Source organism: Variovorax sp. Soil_C_39 (assembly GCF_057656815.1).
The window spans coordinates 233,431-244,280 of the sequence record NZ_JBDGJQ010000005.1; the positions used below are offsets into that span (position 1 = coordinate 233,431).

At 65.9% G+C, this 10,850-nt stretch carries 11 protein-coding genes; 10 read left to right on the plus strand and 1 reads right to left on the minus strand.

Going from position 1 to position 10,850, the window contains the following annotated elements:
* Positions 1-21: 21 nt before the first annotated feature.
* The 3 genes from recA to AC3A6J_RS15390 are packed head-to-tail and all read left to right on the plus strand — an operon-like array spanning position 22 to position 2,058.
* A complete protein-coding gene (gene recA / locus AC3A6J_RS15380) occupies positions 22-1,131 on the plus strand; it encodes a recombinase RecA (RefSeq protein ID WP_487860828.1) in 1,110 nt (369 codons plus the stop codon).
* A gap of 47 nt (positions 1,132-1,178) precedes the next feature.
* Positions 1,179-1,643, plus strand: a complete 465-nt coding sequence (recX, locus tag AC3A6J_RS15385) for a recombination regulator RecX (RefSeq protein ID WP_487860829.1) — start codon at positions 1,179-1,181, stop codon at positions 1,641-1,643.
* Positions 1,621-2,058 carry an SRPBCC family protein gene (locus AC3A6J_RS15390; RefSeq protein WP_487860830.1) on the plus strand — a complete coding sequence of 146 codons (438 nt, stop codon included), beginning with the start codon at positions 1,621-1,623 and terminating at the stop codon, positions 2,056-2,058. The genes recX and AC3A6J_RS15390 overlap by 23 nt, the downstream gene beginning before the upstream one ends.
* Positions 2,059-2,091: 33 nt before the next feature.
* Here the strand turns inward: AC3A6J_RS15390 and argC are convergent, their stop codons facing one another.
* Positions 2,092-3,015, minus strand: a complete 924-nt coding sequence (gene argC / locus AC3A6J_RS15395) for an N-acetyl-gamma-glutamyl-phosphate reductase (RefSeq protein ID WP_487860831.1) — start codon at positions 3,013-3,015, stop codon at positions 2,092-2,094.
* 192 nt (positions 3,016-3,207) lie between these two features.
* Between argC and sucC the strand changes: the two genes are divergently transcribed.
* The 7 genes from sucC (at position 3,208) to AC3A6J_RS15430 (ending at position 10,844) form a co-directional block, all read left to right on the plus strand.
* Positions 3,208-4,374 (plus strand): ADP-forming succinate--CoA ligase subunit beta, encoded by a 1,167-nt coding sequence (gene sucC / locus AC3A6J_RS15400; protein WP_487860832.1) that lies wholly within the window; start codon positions 3,208-3,210, stop codon positions 4,372-4,374.
* 10 nt (positions 4,375-4,384) lie between these two features.
* A complete protein-coding gene (sucD, locus tag AC3A6J_RS15405) occupies positions 4,385-5,278 on the plus strand; it encodes a succinate--CoA ligase subunit alpha (protein ID WP_487860833.1) in 894 nt (297 codons plus the stop codon).
* 158 nt (positions 5,279-5,436) lie between these two features.
* Positions 5,437-6,246: a Stp1/IreP family PP2C-type Ser/Thr phosphatase gene (locus AC3A6J_RS15410; protein ID WP_487860834.1), complete on the plus strand. Its 810-nt coding sequence runs from the start codon at positions 5,437-5,439 to the stop codon at positions 6,244-6,246.
* 73 nt (positions 6,247-6,319) lie between these two features.
* Positions 6,320-6,979, plus strand: coding sequence for an FHA domain-containing protein (locus AC3A6J_RS15415; RefSeq protein ID WP_487860835.1), 660 nt, complete (start codon positions 6,320-6,322; stop codon positions 6,977-6,979).
* Positions 6,980-7,021: 42 nt separating this feature from the next.
* The gene (locus AC3A6J_RS15420) at positions 7,022-9,283 is read left to right on the plus strand and encodes a CHASE2 domain-containing protein (RefSeq protein WP_487860836.1); all 2,262 of its coding nucleotides are present in this window, start codon (positions 7,022-7,024) and stop codon (positions 9,281-9,283) included.
* Between the two features lie 29 nt (positions 9,284-9,312).
* On the plus strand, positions 9,313-10,113 hold the full coding sequence (locus tag AC3A6J_RS15425) for a 3',5'-cyclic-nucleotide phosphodiesterase (RefSeq protein ID WP_487860837.1): 801 nt from the start codon (positions 9,313-9,315) through the stop codon (positions 10,111-10,113).
* Between the two features lie 191 nt (positions 10,114-10,304).
* The gene (locus AC3A6J_RS15430; RefSeq protein ID WP_487860838.1) at positions 10,305-10,844 is read left to right on the plus strand and encodes a pilin; all 540 of its coding nucleotides are present in this window, start codon (positions 10,305-10,307) and stop codon (positions 10,842-10,844) included.
* Positions 10,845-10,850: the final 6 nt, after the last annotated feature.

Genomic DNA, 10,850 nt, shown 5'->3' on the forward strand with positions numbered 1-10,850 from the left:
TGATTTTTCAGGAGTTTCCACATGGACACAGTCGTCAAGGGCGCAAGCATCTCGGTCGCCAACAGTGAAAAGGCCAAGGCCCTGCAGGCCGCACTGGCGCAGATCGAAAAGCAGTTCGGCAAGGGCACGATCATGCGGCTCGGCGAAGGCGAAGCGCTCGAAGACATCCAGGTGGTCTCCACCGGCTCGCTGGGCCTGGACATCGCCCTGGGCGTCGGCGGCCTGCCGCGCGGCCGCGTGATCGAGATCTACGGCCCGGAATCGTCGGGCAAGACCACGCTCACGCTGCAGGTCATCGCCTCCATGCAGAAGCAGGCCGGTACCTGCGCCTTCGTCGATGCCGAGCACGCGCTCGACGTGCAATACGCCCAGAAGCTCGGCGTGAACCTGTCCGACCTGCTGATCAGCCAGCCCGATACCGGCGAGCAGGCGCTCGAGATCGTCGATTCGCTGGTGCGTTCGGGCGCGGTCGACCTGATCGTGATCGACTCGGTCGCCGCGCTCACGCCCAAGGCCGAAATCGAAGGCGAAATGGGCGATTCCCTGCCCGGCCTGCAGGCCCGTCTGATGAGCCAGGCGCTGCGCAAGCTCACCGCCACGATCAAGAAGACCAACTGCATGGTCATCTTCATCAACCAGATCCGCATGAAGATCGGCGTGATGTTCGGCTCGCCCGAAACCACCACCGGCGGCAATGCGCTGAAGTTCTACGCCTCGGTGCGCCTCGACATCCGCCGCATCGGCACCATCAAGAAGGGCGACGAGGCCATCGGCAACGAAACCAAGGTCAAGGTGGTGAAAAACAAGGTGTCGCCGCCCTTCAAGACGGCCGAGTTCGACATCCTGTTCGGCGAGGGCATCAGCCGCGAGGGCGAGATCATCGACATGGGCGTCACAGCCAAGATTCTCGACAAGTCGGGCGCCTGGTACGCCTACAACGGCGAGAAGATCGGCCAGGGCCGCGACAACGCGCGCGAGTTCCTGCGCGAGAACCCCGAGCTGTCGCGCGAGATCGAGAACAAGGTGCGCGAGTCGCTGGGCATTCCACTGCTGGCGGCCGATGCCGACGCGCTGCCGCCCGAAAAGGCCGAGAAGCCTGCGAAGGCGGCCAAGGCCGACAAGGGCGAGTAAGGCGAGGGTGCACGGCCGTTACAGGCCGTGCACGCGAAAAGAGACGCATGGCTTTTGGTGCTCCTTCCCTCAAAGGCCGGGCGCTGCGGCTCCTGAGCCAGCGCGAGCATTCGCGCGCGGAACTCGAACGCAAGCTGGCAAAGCACGAGGAAGAGCCCGGCACGCTGGCCCGCGCGCTCGATGAACTCGCCGCCAAGGACTTCATCAGCGAGCCGCGGGTGGTGGCTTCGGTGCTGCACCAGCGTGCCGCGCGCTCGGGCGCATTGAAGGTGCGGCAGGAGCTGCAAGCCAAGGGCATCGCGCCCGAAGCCATCGCCCAGGCGGTGGCAAGCTTGCAGGACACCGAAGTCGAACGCGCCACCGCGCTGTGGCGCCGCCGTTTCGATGCGCCGCCTGCCGATGCGAAGGAGCGGGCGAAGCAAACGCGGTTCCTGCTCGCGCGCGGTTTCTCGGGTGCGGTGGTGGCCAAGGTCCTCAGGAGCGATTTCGATGAACCCACAGACGACGAATGACGAAACCCACGGCGCGCCATCGCGCGTCGTCACGCAGCGCGTGACCTGCGACTGGCGCCGCGCCTATGCACTCGCCGCCGATCCGGCGCGGCTGCCCGACTGGGCCAGCGGCCTGGCCCAAAGCGCGCTGGTGCCGCAGGGCGATCACTGGACGGTGAGCACGCCAGAAAGCGGCGAGGTCCGCATGCGCTTTGCGCCCGCCAACGACTTCGGCGTGCTCGACCATTGGGTGGCGCCCGAAGGCGTGCCCGAGGTCTACCTGCCGTTTCGCGTGATCGGCGTGGCGCCGGGCGTGTGCGAGCTGCAGTTCACGTTGCTGCGGCAGCCGCACATGGACGATGCCGCGTTCGAGCGCGACGCCGACTGGATCGCGCGCGACCTGCAGTCGCTGCGCCAACTGCTCGAAGCGGCCTGACGCGCGGTTCGCTGTTGGGCGTCTGAGCGGCGCTCAGAGCGCCAGCATCAGCTTGAGGTTCTGCACCGCGGCGCCGCTCGCGCCCTTGCCGAGGTTGTCGAGCCGCGCGATCACCACGGCGTGGTGGTGATCTTCGTTCGGGAACACGCGCAGCTCGAGCTGATTGGTGTCGTTGAGCGCCAGCGCGTCGAGCTTGCCGTCCTCGGTGGGCGGCAGCACCTTGACGAACTGCTCGGGCGTGTTGCTCTTCGCATAGTGCGCGGCCAGGGCCTCGTGCAGGTCGCCGGCCTTGGGCTTGCCGGGCAGCAGGTCGAGGTGCAGCGGCAGCTGCACGAGCATGCCCTGCTTGAAGTTGCCGACCGAGGGGATGAAGACGGGGCGGCGGGTGAGGCCGGTGTACGTCATGATCTCGGGGATGTGCTTGTGCTTGAGGCCGAGCGCGTAGGTTTCGAACAGCGCCGCCTCGCCTTTTTCGTAGGCCTCGATCATGGTGCGGCCGCCGCCCGAATAGCCGCTGACCGAGGGCAGCGAGATCGGGAAGTCGGCTGGCAGCAGGCCCGCGTCGACCAGCGGACGCACGATCGCGATGCCACCGGTGGCGTAGCAGCCAGGATTGCCGACGCGGTCGGCCGCGGCCACCGCCTGCCAATGGCCGGCGACGAGTTCGGGGAAGCCGAACACCCAGCCGGGCGCCACGCGGTGCGCGGTGGAGGCGTCGATGATCTTGGGCTTCTTGCCGGGCAGCTGGTCGATCAGCGCGACCGACTCGCGGGCCGCATCGTCGTGCAGACACAGCACCACGAGATCGACACCGGCCATGAGCTCGCGCTTGGCGTTGACGTCTTTTCGCAGCTCGGACGCAATGCTCACGAGTTCGATCTGCGGCATCGTCTGGAGCCGCTCGCGAATTTGCAAGCCGGTGGTACCGGCTTCGCCGTCGATGAAAACCTTGGCCATGATGGGGTGCCCGATGTGTACGTATTGACCGCAACCGCGCGTCGAGTATTGGTGCGGCGCACCATGATACAGTCCGCGGTTGTTCGCCGCCCCCAGCCGCCAGGCTGCCGTCGCCCGCGAGCAACAGAGCAGAAACAGCTTCAGACGCCAGATCTCCCGTTCTCAACCCCCTCCTTCCGAGAGACATCCCTCATGAAGATCCACGAGTACCAAGGCAAGGAAATTCTTGCCAAGTTCGGCGTGCCGGTGCCGCGCGGCATTCCGGCCTATACGGTTCAGGAGGCGGTCGAGGCCGCCCAGAAGCTTGGGGGCCCGGTGTGGGTCGTCAAGGCCCAGATCCACGCGGGCGGCCGCGGCAAGGGCGGCGGCGTCAAGGTGGCCAAGTCGATCGACGACGTCAAGAAGCTGGCCGGTGAGATCCTCGGCATGCAGCTCAAGACGCACCAGACCGGCCCCGAAGGCCAGAAGGTGCGCCGCCTCTATATCGAAGACGGCGCCGACATCCACAAGGAATACTACGTCTCGGCCGTGACCGACCGCGCGACGCAGAAGGTCGCGTTCATCGCCTCGAGCGAAGGCGGCATGGACATCGAGGAAGTGGCCCATTCCACCCCCGAGAAGATCATCACGGTGTATGCCGATCCCAAGGACGGCCTGACCGACGCGCAAGCCAAGGAAATCGCCGACGGCATCGGCATGCCGGCCGATTCGACCGCGCAGACGGTCGACATCCTGAAGAAGCTCTACGCCTGCTACATGGAGACGGACGCCTCGCTGGTCGAGATCAACCCGCTCAACCGTGACAGCAAGGGCAAGGTCATGGCGCTGGACGCCAAGTTCAACTTCGACAGCAACGCGCTGTTCCGCCACCCCGAGATCGTCGCTCTGCGCGACCTCGACGAAGAAGACCCGGCCGAAGTCGAGGCCTCGAAGTTCGACCTGGCCTACATCAGCCTCGACGGCAACATCGGCTGCCTGGTGAACGGCGCGGGCCTGGCCATGGCCACCATGGACACCATCAAGCTGTTCGGCGGCGAGCCGGCCAACTTCCTGGACGTGGGCGGCGGCGCCACCCCCGAGAAGGTCACCGAAGCCTTCAAGATCATGCTGAAGAACAAGAACGTCGAGGCCATCCTCGTCAACATCTTCGGCGGCATCATGAAGTGCGACACCATCGCGACCGGCGTGATCGCAGCCTGCAAGGCCGTGAACCTGCAAGTGCCGCTGGTCGTGCGCATGAAGGGCACGAACGAAGCCGAAGGCAAGAAGCTGCTGGCCGATTCGGGCCTGCCGATCATCAGCGCCGACACCATGGCGGACGCGGCCCAGAAGGTTGTCGCAGCGGTCAAGAAGGCCTAAGGAACAAGTCATGTCGATCTACATCAACAAAGACACCAAAGTCATCACGCAAGGCATCACCGGCAAGACCGGCCAGTTCCACACCGAGAAGTGCCAGGAATACGCGAACGGCAAGAACGCCTTCGTGGCCGGTGTCAACCCCAAGAAGGCCGGCGAGTCGATCTTCAACATCCCGATCTTCGGTTCGGTGAAGGAAGCCGCCCAGCAGACCGGCGCCACCGTGTCGGTGATCTACGTGCCGCCGGCAGGCGCAGCCGCCGCCATCTGGGAAGCCGTCGAGGCCGACCTCGACATGGCGATCTGCATCACCGAAGGCATTCCGGTTCGCGACATGCTCGAAGTGCGCAACAGGATGAAGGCCAAAGAAGCCGCCGGCGGCAAGAAGACGCTGCTGCTCGGCCCGAACTGCCCCGGCCTCATCACGCCCGACGAAATCAAGATCGGCATCATGCCCGGCCACATCCACCGCAAGGGACGCATCGGCGTGGTCTCGCGTTCGGGCACGCTCACGTACGAAGCCGTGGCACAGCTCACCGAAATCGGCCTCGGCCAATCCTCGGCAGTCGGTATCGGCGGCGACCCGATCAATGGCCTGAAGCACATCGACGTGATGCAGGCCTTTAACGACGATCCCGATACCGACGCCGTCATCATGATCGGCGAGATCGGCGGCCCCGACGAAGCCGACGCGGCCCGCTGGTGCAAGGACAACATGAAGAAGCCCGTCGTCGGCTTCATCGCCGGCGTCACGGCGCCTCCGGGCAAGCGCATGGGCCACGCCGGCGCGCTGATCTCGGGCGGCGCCGACACGGCCGAAGCCAAGCTGGCCATCATGGAAGAGTGTGGCTTCACCGTGACCCGCAACTTCTCGGAACTGGCCAAGCTGCTCAAGGCGAAGATCTAAGCTTTCGCGTCCTCGCGCAACCACGCCAAAAGAAAAGCGCCCGCATGACCTGCGGGCGCTTTTTTCGCTGCGGGGCCATCGCGCAAGGCAGTACGCTCATGATCAGGCCCATGGAACACTTTTCGATCATCGTCGTGCTGCGGCGCGCCTGAACCAAGATGGCGACTGCCGGCGCGTCCTTCTTTACCGTACGACCCCCGCTTCACTGGGAGTTTGCGGCGCTGACCGATGTCGGCCTCGCGCGCACCCACAACGAGGACGACCTGCTGGTCGACCCGGCGCTTGGCCTGGCGGTGCTGGCCGATGGCATGGGTGGCTACAAGGGCGGCGAGGTCGCCAGCGCCATGGCGGTGTCCCTGGTGCAGGCCAGCTTTGCGCGCTGGTTCGCACAGGGCGGGTTGCAGGCGCCAGGGCGCGTGGTGCGCCGCGCGCTGCAGGCGGCCACCGACGAGGCGAATGCCGCGATCCTCGGCGCCGGCATGCGCAATGCCGATCTCCAGGGAATGGGCACGACACTCGTGCTGGCGGCGTTCAGGCCGCAGCGCGTGCTGGTCGGCCACATCGGCGATTCACGCTGCTACCGGCTGCGCAACGACAAGCTCGAGCAGCTCACGCGCGACCATTCGCTGCGGCAGCAGCAGCTCGACGCCGGGGCGATCACCGCCGAGGAAGCCCTGGTTTCCCCGCACCGAAACTTGGTGACGCGCGCCGTCGGCGTCGAGCCGCAGGTGGTGCTCGAGACCCACGAGCACACGGCCCGGCCCGACGATCTCTACCTGCTTTGCTCCGACGGGCTCAGCGAGATGATTCCGGATGCGCAGCTTTTCACGCTTTTGACCCAGGACATCGGGCTGCAGCAGAAGGCCTCGCTTTTGATTGCAGTTGCAAACGACAATGGCGGCCGCGACAACATCGCTGTTGTCCTGGCCAGGGCGCGCGCAGAAAACGACGCGCCGGAAGCCGCATAGTTGCAGGCTTGGCGACGGCGCGTCGCCCCGGCCTGCGGTCGACACAGGAAATCATGCAATCGGGGACTCGGCCATGCCGAAAATGATCATTGCGATCGAAGGTGAGGTCGTCGGGCAATTGGCGCTCGCCAAGGATCGGACCACGCTCGGACGGCGCGCCTACAACGACATCGTGATCGACAATCCCGCTGTCAGCGGCGAGCATGCGCTGCTCCACATGACGCGCGGCGGCGAAGTCGAAATTGAAGACCTCAACAGCACCAACGGCACCTATATCAACGGACACGTGGTCCAGAAGCAGGTGCTCCGCGAGAACGACGTCATCGACATCGGTGGCTGCCGGATCCATTTCCGCGCGCGCAACAACCCGGCGGCAGACGCAGGGGCAGCGCTCGAAGCGTCCGGCGGCAGCGGCTTCCCCGAACCCATCTCGCTGTCGTCGGCGCCCACGGAGGCCGGTGCCTTGGTCGGTTTCGGCACGCCAGTGCTGCGCGTGCTCTCGGGCAGCGAGCCGGGCCAGGAGCTCCCGCTGCAGAAGGTGGTCACCACCATCGGCCGGCCGGGCGTGGCCGTGGCGGTGGTCACGCGCCGCCGGCAGGGCTATGTGGCCGCCAGCGTCATGGGCGCCGTCACGCTCAACGGCGCGCCGCTTGGCTCCGAAGCCGTGGCGCTGCAGGAGCGCGACGTGCTCGAGCTCAGCGGCGAGACACGCATGGAATTCGTGCGGGTCTGACGGGCCTCTCCTTGTCGCATGCCCTCGCGAGCGTCTGACGCGATGAAAGCGCTGGGGCGACACTGGCCGCGCATTGCCATCACGCTGCTGCCCGTGCTGGTGGCACTGACCCATGCCATGGGCGCATGGCACCTGAACGCGCTCGACCGCCTCGACCGTCTGATCTACGACACCCGCCTGCGCGCCACGATGCCGCGCACCTTCGATCCGCGTATCGTGATCGTGGACGTCGACGACGACAGCCTTGCACGGCAGGGCCAATGGCCCTGGGGGCGCGACACGCTCGCCCGGCTCACCACCGAACTCATGCAGCGGCAGCAGGCAGCCGTGGTGGGATTCGACGTGATGTTCATCGAGCCGGACCGCAGTTCTGGCCTGGACCAGCTTCGCCAGATCGCCCGCGGTCCGCTGCGGGACGTGCCAGCCCTCGGCGCCGAAGTGGAGCGGCTCGCGCCCGTGCTCGACAACGACCTTGTCTTCGCCAGGGCGCTCGAAGGCCAACCCGTGGCGCTCGGCTACTACTTCACGCGCACCGAAACACCGACCGCGAAGGGGGCCTTGCCGGCGGCCCCGCTGCTCGAGGCCGGCGCGTTCCCGAGCGGCAGCGGCTATGCCACCGGCTGGAACGGCTTTGGCGGGAGCCTGCCCGTGTTGGCAGCCGCCGCACCGGCCTCGGGTTTTCTCAACACGCTCCATCACGCGGGCGGTGACGGCGTCATTCGTTCCGTGCCGCTCATCGCCCGTTACCAGGGCGAGCACGGGCAGCCGGGCTACTACGAGTCCTTCGGACTCTCGGTCTACCGGCTCGCCAACGGCTCACCGCCCGTGCTGCCGGCCTTTGCGGACGCGGCCGGCGAGCCCCGGCTCCATTCGTTGATCGTCGGCGGCCTGCGCATTCCCGTCGACCAGGCCGCCCGCATGCAGGTTCCCTACCAGGGCCCCGGCGGCGCGCAGGGCGGATCGTTCCGCTACGTGCCGGCCGCCGCCGTGCTCGAAGGGCGGCTCGCGCCCGGCGAGCTACAGGGGCGCATCGTGCTCGTGGGGGCCACGGCGCCGGGCCTGCAGGACCTGCGGGCCACGCCCGTGAGTTCGGCATTCCCCGGCGTCGAGGTGCATGCCAACCTCGTCTCGGCCATGCTCGACCGCCGCCTGCTCACCGTGCCCGACTACGCCGCGGGCTACGAGGTGCTCAACATCATCGCAGCGGGACTCATCCTGGCGCTGGGCCTCACGCTGCTTCAGGCGCCGCGGGCTGTGCTGCTCGGTATCGGCACCATTGCTGTTCTCGTCGGGGCCAATACCTGGCTCTACCTCGGATTTGGCCTCGTGCTGCCCCTGGCCTCAGTGCTGGTCATGGCGACGCTGGCCTTCGTCCTCAACATGGGATGGGGCTATTTCGTCGAGGCTCGCGCGCGGCGCGGTCTGGTCCGGCTGTTCGGCACCTACGTGCCGCCGCAGCTGGTCGACGAGATGGTCGTCGCGCCGGGGCGCTACAGCATGCGCGCCCAGAGCCGGCACATGACCGTGATGTTCTGCGACATGCGCGAATTCACACGCATCTCGGAGCACATGCCGCCCGCCGATGTGCAGGCCTTCCTCAACAAGCATTTCAGCCGCCTTGCCAGCATCATCAGCACTCACCGCGGCACCGTCGACAAATACATGGGCGACTGCGTCATGGCGTTCTGGGGCGCGCCCATCGAGACGGCGGACCATGCCACCCTGGCCGTGCGCGCCGCGCTCGACATGGCGCAGGCCGTGCGCGAACTCAACAGGAGCCATCTGGCCGACGGGCGGCCCGAGATCAGCGTGGGCATCGGCATCAACAGCGGCGTGATGAGCGTGGGCGACATGGGTTCGGCGGCGCGCCGCAGCTACACCGTGGTGGGCGACGCCGTCAACCTGGCTTCGCGCCTCGAAGGACTGAGCGCTTACTACGGCGTGGAGATCGTCGCGAGCGGTGCCACGCGTGAACTGGCGCCCGGATTCGTCTGGCAGGAACTCGACAGCGTTCTCGTCCGGGGCAGGGCGCAGCCGGTGTCGGTGTTCGCGCCATTGGCGCTGGAGCCCGGGCAGGAATCGAGCAGTGACCGCATGCAATCCGAGACGCTGCAGCGCTGGGCCGGGGTGCTCGCCGCCTACCGCAGCCAGGACTGGGCGACCGGCCGAAACCTGCTCGACCCTTTGCTCGCCGAGGATGCGAAAAAAGTCCTTTACCAGCTCTACGCCCAGCGTTTAGCCTCGATGGCGTTGCGGCCCCAGGACCCTGAGTGGGATGGTGCAACCCGGTTCGAAAGCAAATGACCACGCACTGAAGCAGGGGGTCTTCCACAATGCAGGTTCGCGTGCTGGGTTGCTCTGGTGCCATTGCCAAAGACTGTCGCACCACCTCGTTCCTGGTCGACACCGACTTGCTCGTCGATGCCGGCACAGGCGTTGGCGACCTCACGCTCGACGAAATGGCGCGCATCGACGACGTGGTGCTCACCCACTGCCACCTCGACCATATCGCCGCGCTGCCGTTGCTGCTCGATGCCGTCGGCGGACGCCGCAACCGGCCGCTGTGCGTGCATGCGCTGCCGGCCACCATCGCGGCGCTTCGCGCCCATGTGTTCAACAACGTCATCTGGCCCGATTTCGAGCGAATCCCGAGCACTACTGCGCCCTTCGTCAGTTTTCACGAGATCGCCGTCGGGCAGAGCCTGACGGTCGGCAGCGCCATCGCCAAGCATGTCGAGGTCCTACCGGCCGTGCACACCGTGCCGGCCTGCGGCTTCGCCGTCTGCCACGCCGGTGGCGGCGCCTATTGGGTCTTCTCAGGCGACACCGAACGCAACCCCCCGTTCTGGGACCGCATCAATGCACTCGACGTGGCCGTGCTCGTGATCGAAACCGCCTTCAGCAACCGTGAAAAGGCACTCGCCGAGCGCAGCCTGCACCTGTCGCCCCTGGCACTGGCCGAAGAACTGGCCCACATCGAGCCGGGCAAGCACTACCCGATCTACATCACCCACACCAAGCCGGCGGAGACCGAAGAAATCATGAGCCAGATCCAGGTGCTGAACGGGCAGCTCGCAGGGCTGGGGCAGCGGGATATTCGGTGGTTGAAGGCGAGTGGGGTGTTGAGTCTTTGAGGCGAGGCCCGCTTGAGCGACATCTTTGTCGCTGACGCCGAACAAAGTTGTCGCTGTTTGTAAAGGATCGGAAATTTATCACTTGGTTTGTTTGCAAAGCGCTCCGCATTGCGGGTGGCACAGATGCTGCGGAATGCATCGCAGCTTCGGCGCGGTGCCGGGGTGGTTAGCAAAACAATCGGGAGTGATAAATGAAGCGTCTTTCTATTGCACGTCATGTGCAGAAGGGTTTTACCCTTATCGAATTGATGATCGTGGTGGCGATCATTGGGATTTTGGCGGCTATCGCAATTCCTCAATACCAGACCTACGTGGCGAAATCACAGGTTGCCCGCGCCATGAGCGAGACAGGTGCATTGAAGACGGCATTTGAAGATTGTTTGAACAATGGAAGGACCGCTGCAGGAGCGTGCGACCTTGGCGCCACCATGTCGGACATCATGAGCCTGACCCAGCCTTTGGTTTCCACCGCCGGCACCCCGCTCGCAGCTGGTGAAACCACAAACGACACGGCACTTGTCACCACCGGGACAATCTCAGGCACGTTTGCAGGTGGGGCATCGGCGGCGCTGCAGGGTGCCACGATCACCTGGAGTCGCACGGCGGAGGGCAGCTGGACGTGCAGAACCACTGCACTCGCGAAGTACGCGCCCCCGGGTTGCGCCAACCAGACAACCACGGCGCCTACACCCACACCTACGCCGTCCACATCTCCGGGCGAAGAAGGTTAATTAACT

What these genes read in the sequence shown, in the direction of transcription:
- recA (WP_487860828.1), top strand. Translation starts at nt 22, where the DNA reads ATGGACACAGTCGTCAAGGGCGCAAGCATCTCGGTCGCCAACAGTGAA.
- recX (WP_487860829.1), top strand. Translation starts at nt 1,179, where the DNA reads ATGGCTTTTGGTGCTCCTTCCCTCAAAGGCCGGGCGCTGCGGCTCCTG.
- AC3A6J_RS15390 (WP_487860830.1), top strand. Translation starts at nt 1,621, where the DNA reads ATGAACCCACAGACGACGAATGACGAAACCCACGGCGCGCCATCGCGC.
- argC (WP_487860831.1), bottom strand. Translation starts at nt 3,015, where the DNA reads ATGGCCAAGGTTTTCATCGACGGCGAAGCCGGTACCACCGGCTTGCAA.
- sucC (WP_487860832.1), top strand. Translation starts at nt 3,208, where the DNA reads ATGAAGATCCACGAGTACCAAGGCAAGGAAATTCTTGCCAAGTTCGGC.
- sucD (WP_487860833.1), top strand. Translation starts at nt 4,385, where the DNA reads ATGTCGATCTACATCAACAAAGACACCAAAGTCATCACGCAAGGCATC.
- AC3A6J_RS15410 (WP_487860834.1), top strand. Translation starts at nt 5,437, where the DNA reads ATGGCGACTGCCGGCGCGTCCTTCTTTACCGTACGACCCCCGCTTCAC.
- AC3A6J_RS15415 (WP_487860835.1), top strand. Translation starts at nt 6,320, where the DNA reads ATGCCGAAAATGATCATTGCGATCGAAGGTGAGGTCGTCGGGCAATTG.
- AC3A6J_RS15420 (WP_487860836.1), top strand. Translation starts at nt 7,022, where the DNA reads ATGAAAGCGCTGGGGCGACACTGGCCGCGCATTGCCATCACGCTGCTG.
- AC3A6J_RS15425 (WP_487860837.1), top strand. Translation starts at nt 9,313, where the DNA reads ATGCAGGTTCGCGTGCTGGGTTGCTCTGGTGCCATTGCCAAAGACTGT.
- AC3A6J_RS15430 (WP_487860838.1), top strand. Translation starts at nt 10,305, where the DNA reads ATGAAGCGTCTTTCTATTGCACGTCATGTGCAGAAGGGTTTTACCCTT.